11 protein-coding genes are annotated in these 15,446 nt (G+C 39.9%); 10 read left to right on the top strand and 1 reads right to left on the bottom strand.

The window, feature by feature from the left end:
- The first annotated feature begins 128 nt into the window (after positions 1-128).
- From D1013_RS17860 to D1013_RS17835, 6 genes are all read left to right on the top strand, one after another.
- Positions 129-1,286, top strand: a complete 1,158-nt coding sequence (locus D1013_RS17860; protein WP_121850119.1) for a formimidoylglutamase — start codon at positions 129-131, stop codon at positions 1,284-1,286.
- A gap of 189 nt (positions 1,287-1,475) precedes the next feature.
- Complete coding sequence (porK, locus tag D1013_RS17855; RefSeq protein WP_121850118.1) at positions 1,476-2,831, top strand: T9SS ring complex lipoprotein PorK/GldK; 1,356 nt, start codon at positions 1,476-1,478, stop codon at positions 2,829-2,831.
- Positions 2,832-2,990: 159 nt separating this feature from the next.
- On the top strand, positions 2,991-3,644 hold the full coding sequence (porL, locus tag D1013_RS17850) for a type IX secretion system motor protein PorL/GldL (protein ID WP_121850117.1): 654 nt from the start codon (positions 2,991-2,993) through the stop codon (positions 3,642-3,644).
- Between the two features lie 57 nt (positions 3,645-3,701).
- Positions 3,702-5,249, top strand: coding sequence for a type IX secretion system motor protein PorM/GldM (porM, locus tag D1013_RS17845; RefSeq protein WP_121850116.1), 1,548 nt, complete (start codon positions 3,702-3,704; stop codon positions 5,247-5,249).
- Between the two features lie 59 nt (positions 5,250-5,308).
- Positions 5,309-6,211 (top strand): type IX secretion system ring subunit PorN/GldN, encoded by a 903-nt coding sequence (gene porN / locus D1013_RS17840; protein ID WP_121850115.1) that lies wholly within the window; start codon positions 5,309-5,311, stop codon positions 6,209-6,211.
- A gap of 71 nt (positions 6,212-6,282) precedes the next feature.
- A complete protein-coding gene (locus D1013_RS17835; protein WP_317125482.1) occupies positions 6,283-7,377 on the top strand; it encodes an NAD(P)/FAD-dependent oxidoreductase in 1,095 nt (364 codons plus the stop codon).
- Here the strand turns inward: D1013_RS17835 and D1013_RS17830 are convergent.
- Positions 7,374-7,766, bottom strand: coding sequence for a DUF983 domain-containing protein (locus D1013_RS17830; RefSeq protein ID WP_121850114.1), 393 nt, complete (start codon positions 7,764-7,766; stop codon positions 7,374-7,376). The two genes, D1013_RS17835 and D1013_RS17830, sit on opposite strands and share 4 nt — an antisense overlap.
- A 133-nt stretch (positions 7,767-7,899) precedes the next feature.
- Here D1013_RS17830 and D1013_RS17825 point away from each other — a divergent pair, with 133 nt between their 5' ends.
- The 4 genes from D1013_RS17825 to D1013_RS17810 all read left to right on the top strand — a co-directional run bounded on the left by D1013_RS17825 (position 7,900) and on the right by D1013_RS17810 (position 15,444).
- Positions 7,900-9,813 carry an ABC-F family ATP-binding cassette domain-containing protein gene (locus tag D1013_RS17825; protein ID WP_121850113.1) on the top strand — a complete coding sequence of 638 codons (1,914 nt, stop codon included), beginning with the start codon at positions 7,900-7,902 and terminating at the stop codon, positions 9,811-9,813.
- Between the two features lie 169 nt (positions 9,814-9,982).
- Positions 9,983-10,867: a hypothetical protein gene (locus D1013_RS17820; protein ID WP_121850112.1), complete on the top strand. Its 885-nt coding sequence runs from the start codon at positions 9,983-9,985 to the stop codon at positions 10,865-10,867.
- A 159-nt stretch (positions 10,868-11,026) separates the two neighbouring features.
- On the top strand, positions 11,027-12,154 hold the full coding sequence (locus D1013_RS17815; RefSeq protein ID WP_121850111.1) for an efflux RND transporter periplasmic adaptor subunit: 1,128 nt from the start codon (positions 11,027-11,029) through the stop codon (positions 12,152-12,154).
- 11 nt (positions 12,155-12,165) lie between these two features.
- Positions 12,166-15,444, top strand: coding sequence for an efflux RND transporter permease subunit (locus tag D1013_RS17810; RefSeq protein WP_121850110.1), 3,279 nt, complete (start codon positions 12,166-12,168; stop codon positions 15,442-15,444).
- Positions 15,445-15,446 lie beyond the last annotated feature (2 nt).

Raw genomic sequence — 15,446 nt, 5'->3', positions numbered from 1 at the left:
TTAGATAGGCTATAATGGTTTTGAAAGAGCTCTAATTTATGAAGTCAAGACGAGGTTACTTTAAAGTCGATAAGTATCTTTGAAGTTTGATGAAATAAACCTCAATCTTCCACTAATTATTTATTGTAATGGAATTAGACTTTTTGGTGCCTGTTGATGACAAGGTGCTGGCCCATTGCGAATTGCTTCCTAGGCAGGCAATCGGTAAGCATATTAAGATTCACTCACATCGTGACGGGCTTCCTTCCCTAGATAAGGTAAGTATGGTTATTCTAGGGGTAAAAGAATCCAGAAATGCCTTTGAAAAGAAAACGGAGAAACTTGATGTGTCAGGTTTGCGCATTCAGCTGTATAAACTTCTGTTAGGTAATTGGAACAGTACCCTCGCCGATATAGGAGACATTGAAGAAGGGGCAACGGTCGAAGATACTTATTTTGTGGTGAGAAACACGTTAACTAAGCTATTAGAGGCTGATATCTTGCCTATAGTCATTGGGGCAACACAAGATTTGACCTATCCGGCGTACCGATCTTTCGATGGAATCAAAAACTTGGTAAACTTGGTGGCGGTCGATAGTCGTTTTGATTTTGGAATGGATGATGAGCTTATATCTTCCCATTCTTACATGAGCAAGATTATAACCGATAAACCCAACAATCTATACAACTTTTCGAACATAGGATATCAAAGCTATTTTAATGCTCAAGAAGAAATGGATCTTATGGATCGACTTTTTTTTGATGCCTACAGGCTCGGTGAGCTCGGTGCCGATATTACCTTGGCAGAACCCGTTCTTAGAAATGCCCATATGATCAGTATTGATGCACGGGCAGTAAGGGCAAGTGAAATCGGGCTATCGGATAATTTTTCTCCCAATGGTTTTACGGGCCGAGAGATTTGCGCTATCGCCCGTTACGCTGGTTTTGGTGACAAGGTTTCCATTTTCGGAATGTACGAAATGGAGAACACCGTACAGTCTCATCAATTAATGGCCCAGATTATCTGGTACTTTATAGAAGGTTTCAATTACCGAATTACCGAATCGCCTCTTGAGGAAGCTGAAAATTTTACCAAGTACAATGTACCCTGCGATAGTGAGCAATTGGTTTTTCATCAAAGTCAATTAACTGAAAGGTGGTGGGTAGAAGTGCCATCTATTTTGGCACCGCACACTAAATCAGATGCCGTAGCGTTATTACCATGCACAAAAACTGACTATTTGCAAGCCTGCGACCAAATCATTCCAGAAAGATGGTTGAAGGCTTACAAAAAAGGGTTCAATTAAAAAGGTGATAGTTTAAAAGGCTTCTGTATAAGGGCTTTGCCGACAATCTTCTTATTTATTGCAGAACCCAAAAAAAATTTAAGTATATGTACTGCCAATACAATAATTTAAATAAATCACAGTTTTAGAGTGTAGAATTAAAGCACAGTATTTGCAGTTAATAACCAGAATCGAAATTTAACCTAAAGTATGAAAAAGCTATTGTTATCATCTATAGCGTTTGTTTTTTTGCTTAGCAGTTGCGGCTCAAGAACAAAAGGAGAGCTAGTAGGGGCCCAAGGTAAAAAGTGGTATCCTGAAAAGCCATACGGCATGGAGCTTATCCCTAGGGGTTCATTTATCATGGGTAAAACCGAAGAAGACCAGGCCAAGCTCTTAAACGCTCCTACAAAGACCGTAACGGTTCGATCGTTCTATATGGATGATACCGAAATTACGAATAGTGAATATCGCCAATTTGTTGAATGGGTGAAAGATTCCATTACAAGAACAAGATTGGCTATTTTGGCCGATGAACTTGGTCTAGGCCCTGAAGATGGCGGTATTGGTGATTACGCGTTTAAAGATGCGGATACGACCAAGCTTTCGGCGTATGATAAATATATGTTGGATAACTATGCCGGTATGGGCGAAACAGGTTTTGAAGGTAGAGGCCTGAACAAGGACGAGCAGTTAGTTTGGGATATTTCCGATTATCCTGATGAGTACTATACCGAGGTGATGGATTCTTTGTATATTCCTGAGGAAGAGTCTTATAATGGTCAGCGAACTATTGATGTCACTAAATTGAAGTACAAATATAGCTGGATGGATATCGAAGCTGCCGCTCGATCAAGAACTGGTAGTAGAAAAGACTTCATCCGTCAAGAAGAGTTAGAAATTTATCCTGATACGACCGTTTGGATCCGCGATTTTGAATATTCTTACAACGAACCAATGCACAATGATTACTTCTGGCATGATGCTTATAGCGATTATCCGGTAGTAGGTGTTTCTTGGGCTCAGGCTAGGGCTTTCTGTAACTGGAGAACCAAGTTTAAGAATGATGATCAAAAGAGTAGGGGCAAGCAGTTCGTTAACCAGTTTAGACTTCCTACCGAAGCTGAATGGGAATATGCAGCTCGCGGAGGTATTGAAGGAGGAACTTATCCTTGGGGTGGCCCTTACGTAATCAGTGATACTGGTTGCTTTATGGCCAACTTTAAACCTCAAAGGGGTGACTATGCTGCAGATGCCGCTTTATATACTGTTGAGGCGAAGTCTTACGAGCCTAATGACTTTAACCTGTACAACATGGCTGGTAACGTTTCTGAATGGACGAACTCTAGCTACGATCCTAACTCATACGAGTTTGTTTCTACCATGAACCCTAACGGAGGTGATGGCGCCAACGAAAGAAAGGTTATACGTGGTGGTTCTTGGAAAGATGTTGCTTATTTCCTTCAAGTGAGTACTCGAGATTATGAATACGCAGATTCGGCAAGAAGTTACATCGGCTTTAGAACTGTTCAAGATTATATGGGCGAAGAAGATTCAACCCAATAAATTATTACGGGGTCAAAACCCGAAAAGTAATATTAGACGTAAATAAATTTTCAAATACACCGTTCTGAAATTCAATTAGATAATTGAACTATTAACAAAGTCCAAACAATAAACCAAATCTTTATTTTTAACATTAAATTTCAAATTAAATCTTAAATTATGGCACAGTCAAAATCAACAAAGAAGCTGTTTAACATGGCCTACGGCCTTGGTGCATCGGTAGTAATTATTGGTGCGTTATTTAAAATTCTACACTGGGAGCTAGGTCCCTTAAATGGTGGTGTCCTACTTGCCATCGGTCTTATTACTGAAGCACTTATTTTTGCCATTAGTGCATTCGAGCCGGTAGATGACGAGTACGATTGGTCTTTAGTTTACCCTGAATTGGCAGGTGGTGAAACTAAAGCTAGAAAAAGCAATGAGGCTGCTGAAATCAAAGAAGCTGAGGCTTCATTGTCAGCTAAATTGGATAACTTATTAAAAGAAGCTGGTGTAGATGCCAACTTGATGGAAAGCCTTGGTTCTAGCATTCGTAATTTCGAAGGCGCTGCTAAAGGTATCGCTCCTACAGTTGATGCAATGGAGTCTACAAGAAAGTATTCTGAAGAAATGGTACAAGCTGCCGCTCAGATGGAATCTTTGAACAGCCTTTATAAAGTACAATTAGAAAGTGCAAGCAAGCAAGCTTCAGTAAACGAAGAAGTTGTTCAGAATGCTTCTGCCCTTAAAGATCAAATGGAGTCATTAGCAACCAACCTTTCTTCATTGAACGGAGTTTATGGTGGTATGTTGACTGCAATGAACAGAAACTAATTAGATATTAGTAATTACCCCAAATCATTTAAATTAATCAAAATCTAATTAGAAAACATGGCAGGAGGAAAACAATCACCACGTCAGAAGATGATTAACCTAATGTACTTGGTTTTCATCGCAATGTTGGCGTTAAACATGAGTAAGGAGGTACTTTCGGCTTTCGGTATTATGAACGAAAAGCTAGAAGCTTCCAACGCCAAAACAATCGAAAGTAACGAAGCCTACTTGGCGAATTTAGGAGTAAAAGCGGAAGAGAATGCCGCTAAGTACAAAGATTTGTACGCAAAAGCTCAGCAAATTAAAACCATGTCCAAAGACTATTATGATTATTTGGAAGGTCTTAAGACTGAGATGATGGCCGAAGTTGAAGATCCAAAAGACTATACCGTAATGGATAAATCAGATTATTTGGATCAGAAATTCTTCCAAGGAGATGGCCTTTCAGAAGGTGGAGAAGAATTCATGAAGAGAATTCAAGATTACCGTACGCAGGTTGCTGCTATCGTACCACAAGGTATCAAGTCTTCTGTTGAAGCAAGATTTGAAACAAACGAAGTAACTACTCGCGATGGTTCTAAACAAGATTGGATCAAATATCACTACGAAGGTTTCCCTCAAGTGGCTTCTTTGGCCAAATTGACTGCGCTACAAGCCGATATAAAGGCTACCGAAGAGTCTGCTTTGAAGGCGATGCTAGAAGGTGAATTGAGCGATCAAGTATCTTTGAAAAACTTTGAAACCTCTCTTTTTGGATCTAAATCTGCTTATTACAGCGGAGAAAAGTATGATGGTAAGATTATCATCAGCAAAACTGACAACAGTTCTAAGCCTGTTAGGGCCGAGTTGACCTTAGATGGTCGTAAGCTTTCTGAAGGTACTGATTACCGTTTAGAAGAAGGTGGAGTTAAAATGTTGGTGGGTGCCGGTGCTCCTGGTGACCATGAAGTTAAAGGAAAGCTTTTCTTTTCTCAAGATGGTGAGGAAATCGAGGTTCCTGTGAGCAACTCTTTCGCTACTATTAGCAAGCCTAACGCTGCTTTGATAGCTGCTGATAAAATGAACGTTGTTTATAGAGGTGTTGCCAACCCAATGTCAATCTCTATTCCTGGTATTCCTAACAACAAGGTTACAGCTTCTGCTCCTGGTCTTAAATCAGCTGGAGGTAGCAAATATGTAATGAATCCTGGAACTGGTAGAACGGTAACTATTACTGCTAGCGGTAAGTTGCCTGATGGTCAAACGGTTTCTTCTAAGTCTGAGTTCAGAATTAAAGATATTCCAAGACCTGCAGGTACTGTTAGTAAGCAAGATGGTTCGGTTAAAATGCCAAGAAACAATATGGAAATCGCTACTATTGGCGCAATGTTAGAAGACTTTGACTTTGATTTGAACCTAGCTGTTAGCGGCTTCAAGTTCAAGGTTCCTGGTCAGCCTACTGTAAGCGTTAACGGTAACAAATTGAACGGTATGGCCAAAACAGCCCTTAAGAGAGCTAAAAGAGGTGATGTTGTTCAGATATTCGATATCCAAGCTTACATTACCAACAATAAGAGTTATAAGTTGAAAAAAGTATCTCCTGTAGTTGTGGAGATTACAAACTAATAGTTAAGTTAAAAACCGGGTAGTCTTTTGACTGCCCGGTAACTTTAAAATTTACAAACATGAATTGGAAGAATGTTTTACTAATCGGAGCGGTAACCTTGTTGCCTGTTTCACTCATGGCCCAGGCGAACATATTGAATGCCAAAAAGCCTGAGGATATCGGCCGTAAGACCGAAGCGCAAAAAGCTTTGGATAATGACGCTCCACTAGAATACGGCTACGTAGACGATAGGGATATTTTATGGTCTAAAACCGTATGGGAAGTAATCGACCTTGATGAAAGGGTAAACTTTGCTTTATACTATCCAACCGATACCATCGATATAGGTAACGACCGTAGGTCTCTATACGATGTGTTATTAAAAAATATTAAGAACGGTAAGCTAAAAGATGTTTACGCTGATTCTTATTTTACCGATAAGCGTAAGTTTAGTGACCTTACCGCCACCTTACAGAAAGTCGATACAACAGATTACGGTTACGAGCAATTAAATGCTGGTGAGCAGGTTTCTCCTGAGTTTATCATGAGAAGAGATATTACTGCTGCAGACATTGAAGAATACCGTATCAAGGGTATGTGGTACTTCGATAAGCGTCAAGGCGAACTGAAATACCGACTTCTAGGCATTGCTCCTGTGGCTCCCGACGTAAACTTCATCGATGACGATTCAATGGATCCAGGAGATGCTAAAGTTGAGTTGTTCTGGGTGTGGTACCCTGATGCCAGACAGATTCTTCATGATGCCAAAGTATTTAACCAAAGAAACTCTGCTCAGCCGATATCTTTCGATATGCTGTTGAATGCAAGAAGGTTCAATGGTGTCATTTATAGAGAGGATAATGTTCAAGGCGACCGAGAGGTTAATGCATACATACCTGATAACGCTCTATTTCAATTGTTGGAAGCCAACAGAATTCAAGAGGTTATCAGAGACCGTGAGCAAGATATGTGGGCTTACTAAGTCCTTAAAATTTTCCAATTCAAGAATTTGAAAGCCGCGACTTTAAGTCGCGGCTTTTTTTATACCATTTTGTGAACGACTACTATTTTAAAAAGCCCAATGACTACCTTTGGCAAATGGTAGATTATTTGGTAGTTGGGCTGGGTTTGGCCGGAATTTCTTTTTGTGAGAGGTTGAAACAAAACGGTCTTTCCTTTAAGGTTGTGAGTGACGATTCGCAAACATCTTCGCAGGTTGCTGGAGGGTTGTACAATCCGGTGATCTTAAAACGTTTTACCTTGGCTTGGAAGGCAGATGAACAGCTTCACTTGACCAAATCGTTTTACTCCGATTTAGAATCGAGATTAAATGTTCAATTGAATTACCCTCTGCAGGTTTTCCGTAGATTTCATTCGATTGAAGAGCAAAATCAATGGTTTGGGGCTTCCGACCGAGATAGTTTAAACCATTTCCTTTCTCCGCAATTACAAAAAAATTCCAACCAATATCTAAATGCATCATTAGGCTTTGGTGAAGTGCTGCATACCGGTCGTATTGATACCTCGACACTGATTGAATATTATAGAAAGAGCCTAATTAAGCAAAACTTATTGATTCAAAACCGTTTTGAGCATAATCAACTTGCAATGGAACAGGATTACATCTCTTATCAATCAATTAAGGCCAAAAGGGTGGTTTTTTGCGAAGGTTTTGGAGTTAAGAGTAACCCCTATTTTAATTATCTGCCTATTAATGGAAGTAAAGGAGAGTATTTATTGGTCAAGGCGCCTGAGTTGAAAGAAACGCGGGCAATAAAATCATCTCTTTTTATTATTCCTCTAGGGGAAGATGTCTATCAAGTGGGAGCCAATTATGAATGGAAAGATAAAACCAATTTGCCTACTGAAGTGGCCAAACGTTGGATTTTGGAACGATTTGAAGATTTGGTCACCTGTGATTATGAGATAGTCGGTCAAATAGCAGGGGTTCGTCCAACGGTGGCCGACCGTCGTCCTCTCGTTGGCAGACATCCTAAGCACAAAAGACTATTTATCTTGAACGGGTTTGGTTCAAGAGGAGTGCTAATTGCCCCATTTGCATCTTCTCACCTCTTAAAATTTATTGAGAACGATGAGCCAATTGACGATGAAATGAACGTCGACCGTTATGAGAAGAAATTTTCTTAAGAGGTTGCCTGTTGGGTCGATTTTGAATCGTACTTCACAAACAGATTGATCCAAATGTTTCTTGAGATGCGTATGATAACGGGTAGAAAGACTACTAGTGTTGCGACAATAGCAATAAAGGAATTGATTAGAGAAGCACCCACTATCAAAAACGAAATAACAAATGCGCCTACAGCAAAAGCTACACCTACGGCATAACTAACATACATGGCTCCATAGAAAAAAGAGGGTTCCATTTTATATTTAAGCCCACAATGAGAGCAGCGTTCGTGCATTTTGAAAAGGCGTCCAAAGCTATACGGGTTAGGGTCTACATACATGCTCTCCTCATTGCATCTAGGGCAACTTCCTGTTAAAATGCTGTATAGTTTGTTTCCTTTTTTTAACATTTGCAAAACTTTCAGTAAAAATACGCAATACTGCTTATTTGGTTGGTAACAAATATTACAATCTTAACCTTTTTTAAGTTTTTGCTGAGGTAAATGGCTTGGCCGATAAATAAATATTTCGAAAGACAATTGCATGCTAAATATTCATAATCTATCTGTTTCGTTTGGTGGGGAATACCTGTTTGAAGAAATTTCATTCAGGCTTAATGGAGGTGACCGAGTGGGGCTCATAGGAAAGAACGGGGCCGGAAAGTCTACCTTGTTGAAATTGTTGGCGAAAGATTATAGTCCTGATTCGGGTACCATCGCCACCGAAAAAAATGTCAAAATAGGTTTTCTTAGGCAGGATATTGATTTTGAAGAAGGAAGAACGGTCTTAGATGAGGCCTATCAGGCTTTTGAGGAAATAAAGACCATGGAGCTTCAGTTAGACCATGTCAACCACCAACTGGCCGAACGTACCGATTATGAAAGTGAGAGTTATAATCAGCTGATTATCGACTTGAGCGACCTTACCCATAGATACGAGATTCTGGGTGGTTATAATTACCAAGGCGATACTGAAAAGATTCTTCTAGGTTTGGGTTTCAAGCGTGAAGATTTTAACCGATACACTGAAACCTTTTCAGGAGGGTGGCGTATGCGTATTGAGCTGGCCAAACTATTGCTTCAAACGAACGACGTATTGCTGCTCGATGAGCCGACCAACCATTTAGATATTGAATCGATAATTTGGTTAGAGCAATTTTTGAACAACTATTCAGGGGCTGTAGTTATCGTTTCGCACGATAAAATGTTTTTGGATAATGTTACCAATAGAACCATTGAAATATCATTGGGCCGCATTTATGATTATAATAAACCGTACTCAAAGTTTCTAGAGCTTAGGTCAGAAATCAAAGAGCAACAGCTTAATGCCCAGAAGAACCAAGAGCGTGAAATACAGCAGGCCGAACGATTGATAGAAAAATTTCGTGCCAAGAGCAGTAAGGCCTCTATGGCGCAATCGCTAATCAAGAAGTTGGATAAAATGGAGCGTATTGAGGTCGATCAAGATGATAATGCCGTAATGAACCTAAGATTTCCGGTATCTGTAACTCCTGGTAAGGTAATTGCCGAAATCGAGAATTTATCGAAAAGTTATGGTGAAAAAGAAGTGTTGAGAAATATCAACCTTCTATTGGAGCGGGATAGCAAAACAGCATTTGTTGGTCAGAACGGACAGGGTAAATCTACCTTGGCCAAGATTATGGTGGGTGAAATTGAACATCAAGGTAAAATGAAATTGGGCCATAATGTTCAAATCGGATATTTCGCTCAAAACCAAGCTGAGTATTTAGATGGCAGCAAGACCATTTTAGATACGATGATCGATGCTGCAAATGAAAAGAACCGAAGCACGGTGAGAGATGTACTGGGTTCGTTTCTTTTTCAGGGCGACGATGTTGACAAATATGTAAAAGTGCTCTCTGGTGGCGAACGTAATCGACTTGCACTCGCAAAAATGCTTCTTCAGCCATTCAATGTGCTTGTTATGGATGAGCCTACCAATCACCTTGATATAAAATCGAAAAATGTACTTAAAAAGGCACTTCAAAACTTCGGGGGCACTTTAGTGGTCGTATCTCACGACCGTGATTTTTTGCAAGGTCTTACCAATAAGGTCTATGAATTTAAAGACAGAAATATAAAGGAGTATTTAGGCGACGTTGACTTCTATCTTGAACAACGAAAGGCAGAAGATTTCAGAAAGATTGAAAAAAGAACGGAAAGCGATAAAAAGACCTCTGTAAAAGTTCAAAACAATGATTTCAAAGACCAGAAGAAATTCAAATCTCTAAAAAATAAGCTCAGTAATGTCGAGAGTCAAATTGCTTCTTTAGAAAAGAAAATTGCCGAGATTGATCATGAACTGTTAATGGATTATGATGCCACTATAGCAAAGCCTAACTTTTTCGACAACTACCAAAAGAAGAAAAAAGACCTAGAGAAACTTATGCAGCAGTGGGAAAACATAACCTTGGAACTCGAAGAAATAGGTGATTGATAAAGCCTAATTTTAGGGGTGTAAATTGTTACACAACAGAAATCTAAGCTTTCACAACAATATAGTGCCGTTGGCCGATAAATTTTGGTTTTTGTCCTCTTTTGAACTTAGTTTGTAGGGTATTTCTCAGTAATATCAACCAAATAGATACCATAGAAACAAGCTTATTATGAAGAACCTACTATTCTTAGTTTCCCTTTTTGTTTCCGTGACGGCCACGTTAAAAGCCGCAGTTCCCGAAGCAGAAAAACAGGCTTTAATCGCCTTTTACAACTCAACCAATGGTTCTGAGTGGACTAATAAATGGAATTTAGAATCCGATGTCTCTAAATGGCATGGTGTAAAGGTTATAAATAACCATGTGGCCGAAATCAACCTGTTTAGAAATAATTTGAGCGGTACCATTCCGGCTAGTATCGGAAATCTTAAAAGTCTTACATCACTTAATCTTGCCTTTAACTCATTAACAGGTGAGTTGCCAAAAGAATTGGTGAACTTGGCTAAGTTGAGAACTTTGAAATTGGAAATGAACAGGCTAAAAGGGGAATTGCCTTTGGCTTTGGGTGATATGAAAAGTTTGGAGGAATTTACCGCCTTTAATAACTTTTTGACCGGAAGCATTCCTGAAAGTATCGGCAATATTAAAAATTTGAAGGTTTTGAACCTTTCCAGCAACAGTCTTAAGGGGAATATTCCAAAGGCACTTGGTGATTTAACTTCTTTAGAAAGCTTAGGGCTTTTTGAAAATACATTAGAAGGTTCAATACCGGCCGAAATGGGTAATCTTTCTAAATTAAAAGAACTGGTTTTGGCGAACAATAGCTTGGGGGGTGAAGTGCCTGCTGAGTTCGGACAATTAGCGAGTCTTGAAGTTTTTCAGATACAGAACAACAAGTTTGAATCTGTTAAAAACTTAGAATACATGCAATCTTCTAAAGACTATTTGGTGTTTGATTATGATAAGGAAGAACTAAAACTTGATTTTAAAGACGCCAACTTCAGCAAGACAAGAATGGCGGATACAAAATTCGAGGATGACGTTGACGATGAGTAGATTACCATAATTTATTAGTTAGTTTGGTTAAAAGGGACACAATGAAAGTGCCCCTTTTTTTAGTATGTGTCAAAAAGCACTACATTTAAGATACATTTAACTTATGCCGCTTAAACATTTAGATAGTTTTGCAGTCATACCACCAACTAGCTTAAACTTATGGATACTCGTAAAGTCGTCCTTTCGATCTTAGGATTACTGTTGATAATTGCCTCTGTGTTTGTTGCCAAAGCAATAATCGCAAGCAAGTTTACCCCCAAGCCCCAACTTCAAAAAATTGTAAAGACTGTTTTTGTAGACACCGTTAAAAATGGTACGGTTCCTATTAAGGTTCCCGCCAACGGTAATCTGATTGCGCGGCAAAGAGTTGAACTATATGCCGAGGTTCAGGGCGTGTTTCGTAGAGGTAGCAAACTTTTTAAGACGGGTCAGCGATATAATGCCGGAGAAACCATTATAAGAATTGATGCGGCCGAGTTTTCAGCCAGTGTTCAATCTTCAAAGAGTAATCTTTATAATCTTATAACCTCGATAATGCCCGACCTCAGGCTTGATTATCCTGAGATATACCCTAAATGGCAAGAGTATTTGAGCGGTTTCGATGTTGACAAGAGTACGCCACCACTACCTGAAATGACAACGGAAAAAGAACGCTTCTTTATTTCAGGCCGAGGTATATTGACCGATTATTACAATATTAAAAACTTAGAGCAACGTTTGGCAAAGTATAGAATCGCCGCGCCTTTTAATGGGGTTTTAACAGAAGCTCTAGTTACCGAAGGAACATTGATTCGCTCTGGCCAAAAACTGGGTGAGTTTATAGATACAGGGGTTTATGAGCTAGAGGTTTCTGTAAGCAAAACGTATAGCGACCTCTTAAAGGTTGGTGAAAAGGTTGAATTGGTCAATTTAGACCATACGAAGACTTTCGAAGGTACGGTAGTGAGAATTAATGGAAGTGTAGACCAAGCCTCACAGACAATTAAGGCTTATATAGATGTAAAAGACCAATCGCTTCGCGAAGGTATGTACCTTGAAGCGAATTTGAATGCGAAGTCAGAGACCGATGCCATTGAAGTTGACAGGGGGCTGCTGCTTGAAAACGACCGAATTTTTGTAGTAAGAGATTCTATCTTAGATCAAATAGACGTCAAACCGGTCTATTTTTCTGACAAGAAAGTGGTTCTCAAAGAGATCCCCGATGGAACGACCATAGTTTCAAAGCCCGTAGTCGGTGCCTATGTAGGCATGCTTGTAAAGGTTTTCGAAGAGCAAGGTAACCAGTAAACCGCACTCCAATGAAAAGTATTATATCTTACTTTATCAAATACCATGTTGCGGTAGACGTTTTTATTATCGCGTTTTTCATCTTTGGTATTTTTGGCATGTTGAGCCTTAAATCATCATTTTTTCCACTTTCCGATTCAAAGAACATTACTATTAATATCACCTACCCTGGAGCATCCCCTCAAGAGGTAGAAGAGGGTATCGTTCTTAAGATTGAAGATAACCTTAAAGGTCTGGAAGGTGTAGATAGGGTAACTTCTACTTCTCGTGAAAATAGTGGCCTTATCAATGTTGAAATCGAAAAAGGTAGGGATATCGATTTTATGTTGCTTGAGGTTAAAAATGCAGTTGACCGGGTACCATCTTTTCCCTCGGGCATGGAGCCTCTAGTGGTATCTAAGTTAGAGGCTATTAGGCAGACAATAAGCTTTGCTATAAGTGGGGAACATGTTCCTCTGGCAACCTTAAAACAAATTGGGCGGCAGGTTGAGAATGAACTTCGCACCATTGACGGTATTTCACAAATTGAAATGACCGGTTATCCCGAAGAAGAAATTGAGATAGCCGTTAATGAAAATAGTCTACTGGCCTATAACCTTACTTTTACCGATGTCGCGCAGGCCGTTTCAAGAGCGAATATTTTGGTAACGGGCGGTAATATAAAAACGGATGCTGAAGAGTACCTCATTAGGGCCAATAACCGCTCTTATTACGGTAAAGAGCTTTCCAATCTGATTATAAAGGCCGATGTTTCCGGTCAAACAGTGCGCCTTAAAGATGTAGCCATAGTTCGCGACCGATTTGCCGAATCACCGAATGCATCTTATTTCAATGGTCAGCTTTCGGTAAATACTTCCATTACCAGTACCAACACCGAAGATTTGATTTCTTCAGCCGATAAGGTGAAAGAATATATTGAAGAATTCAATCAAAGGCACAATAACATTCAATTGAATGTGGTGAGCGATCAGTCAAAAACCTTGAATCAAAGAACCCAACTTTTGACCGAGAACGCGATTGTGGGTATGATTTTAGTGCTGATTTTCTTATCCCTTTTTCTAAATACAAGGCTAGCATTTTGGGTAGCATTTGGTTTACCCATTTCTTTCTTGGGAATGTTCATTTTTGCTGGTTATTTCGATGTTACCATTAACGTGCTTTCTCTCTTTGGAATGATAATCGTAATTGGTATTCTTGTAGATGACGGTATTGTGATTGCCGAAAATATATATCAGCATTACGAAAAAGGAAAGTCGCCGATTCAGGCCGCTATTGATGGTACAATGGAGGTGATACCGCCAATCGTATCGGCCATCATTACAACCATTTTGGCTTTTTCAATATTTCTTTTTTTAGACGGTCGAATTGGAGAGTTTTTTAGTGAAGTGTCGGTTATAGTCATACTGACATTGGTGGTTTCGTTGGTAGAGGCGCTCATCATTTTGCCGGCTCACTTAGCGCACTCAAAAGCTTTGGCACCGTTGGAGAAAAAACCCAAAACTAAAATAGGGCAAGCTTTTGCCAAATTAAGGCGAATCAATGAAATGGGCGACCGTTTAATGATTTGGATGCGTGACAAAGCCTACAGTCCGGCACTCCGTTTTGGGCTGAAAAACAAAGTCTTGACATTTGCTTTTTTTGCAGTGGCACTTATATTGACCATCGGGTCGATGGGTGGTGGAATTGTTCGTACATCATTCTTTCCAAGGGTAGCCAGTGATAGGGTTTCGGTCGAGCTATTGATGCCCAATGGTACACACGAAAAAGTTACCGACTCCATCATTAGTCTGATTGAAGAAAAATCGTCAATCGTTAATGAAGAGTTGACCGAAAAATACCTAAAAGGTACGGGCAAGCAACTTTTTGAAAATACCATCAGAAATCTAGGCCCTGGCTCGTCTTCTGCAACTTTGATGATCAACCTGCTGCCAGGGGAAGAAAGGCCTGATGAGATACGTTCTGACATGGTCACCAACCGATTGCAAGAATTGGTAGGGCCCGTAATCGGGGTAGAGAGTCTTATCTATGGCTCCGGAGGTAATTTTGGAGGTAATCCGGTTTCCGTTTCGTTGCTTGGTAACAATATAGAAGAGCTCAAGGCCGCCAAGAATGAGTTGAAATCAGTTCTATTAAACAACTCTTTATTAAAAGATGTGGCCGATAATGATCCAGCTGGTATTAAAGAAATACGCTTAGAACTCAAAGAGAATGCCTATCTCTTGGGGCTTGATTTGCAAGCTGTCATGAACCAGGTAAGAGCTGGTTTTTTTGGAACACAAGCGCAGCGCTTTCAAAGGGGGCAAGATGAGATTAGGGTATGGGTCAGGTATGACCGAAATAACCGCTCGTCCATTACAGATTTAGATGAAATGAGAATCGCGACGCCTAGTGGTAGTAAGGTTCCCTTGAATGAGATAGCTAATTATACCATAGAGCGGGGCGATGTGGCTATCAACCACTTAGAAGGCCAACGTGAAATACAGGTTTCCGCCGATTTAAAAGATGAAAAAACCACTACGGCGGCAGATATCATGTCAGATATTAGAATCAATGTAATGCCTGAAATACAATCAAAATATCCTACGGTAAGGGCGTCTTATGAAGGGCAGAATAGAGAGGCGGCCAAAATGACCAATTCGTTGAGAGTGGTCGGTCTTTCGGCTCTATTACTGATATACATAACCATTGCTTTTACCTTTAGGAGTTTCAGTCAGCCTTTGCTTCTTATTTTGATGGTTCCTTTTAGTTTGACTGCGGTAGCTTGGGGCCATTGGATACATGGTTTTCCTGTCAATATGCTCTCTATGTTGGGTATAATCGCTTTGATAGGTATTATGGTCAATGATGGCCTGGTGCTGATCAGTAAGTTCAACGGTAACCTACGGCAGGGCATGAAGTTCGAAGATGCTATCTACGATGCCGGACGTTCTCGATTCAGGGCCATATTTTTGACCTCGGTAACGACCATTGCCGGTCTGGCTCCGCTATTGTTGGAAAAAAGTAGGCAGGCACAATTCTTAAAGCCTATGGCGATATCTATTTCTTATGGTATCGGCTTCGCCACTATTCTTACACTTCTAATGTTGCCATTGTTTCTTTCTTTTAGCAATCGTCTTAAAGTGAGCAAAAAATGGCTTGTTACCGGTAAGGATATAAGTAAGGAAGAAGTTGAAAGGGCAATCATAGAGCAAAAAGAGGAAAGGGAAATGAACCGGGTATCTGTACATTCCTTAAATGGAAGATCCAACGGTAAGGAGGTTCATTTAGAGGAATTTGAAAGCCAAGAATAATT

It is taken from the genome of Euzebyella marina, from assembly GCF_003687485.1.
Lineage (GTDB): Bacteria > Bacteroidota > Bacteroidia > Flavobacteriales > Flavobacteriaceae > Euzebyella > Euzebyella marina.
This window is presented reverse-complemented; position numbering and strand designations above follow the sequence as displayed.

Excerpts from the sequence above, each read along its gene's own strand:
- D1013_RS17860 (WP_121850119.1), top strand. The coding sequence starts at position 129 with ATGGAATTAGACTTTTTGGTGCCTGTTGATGACAAGGTGCTGGCCCAT.
- porK (WP_121850118.1), top strand. The coding sequence starts at position 1,476 with ATGAAAAAGCTATTGTTATCATCTATAGCGTTTGTTTTTTTGCTTAGC.
- porL (WP_121850117.1), top strand. The coding sequence starts at position 2,991 with ATGGCACAGTCAAAATCAACAAAGAAGCTGTTTAACATGGCCTACGGC.
- porM (WP_121850116.1), top strand. The coding sequence starts at position 3,702 with ATGGCAGGAGGAAAACAATCACCACGTCAGAAGATGATTAACCTAATG.
- porN (WP_121850115.1), top strand. The coding sequence starts at position 5,309 with ATGAATTGGAAGAATGTTTTACTAATCGGAGCGGTAACCTTGTTGCCT.
- D1013_RS17830 (WP_121850114.1), bottom strand. The coding sequence starts at position 7,766 with ATGTTAAAAAAAGGAAACAAACTATACAGCATTTTAACAGGAAGTTGC.
- D1013_RS17825 (WP_121850113.1), top strand. The coding sequence starts at position 7,900 with ATGCTAAATATTCATAATCTATCTGTTTCGTTTGGTGGGGAATACCTG.
- D1013_RS17820 (WP_121850112.1), top strand. The coding sequence starts at position 9,983 with ATGAAGAACCTACTATTCTTAGTTTCCCTTTTTGTTTCCGTGACGGCC.
- D1013_RS17815 (WP_121850111.1), top strand. The coding sequence starts at position 11,027 with ATGGATACTCGTAAAGTCGTCCTTTCGATCTTAGGATTACTGTTGATA.
- D1013_RS17810 (WP_121850110.1), top strand. The coding sequence starts at position 12,166 with ATGAAAAGTATTATATCTTACTTTATCAAATACCATGTTGCGGTAGAC.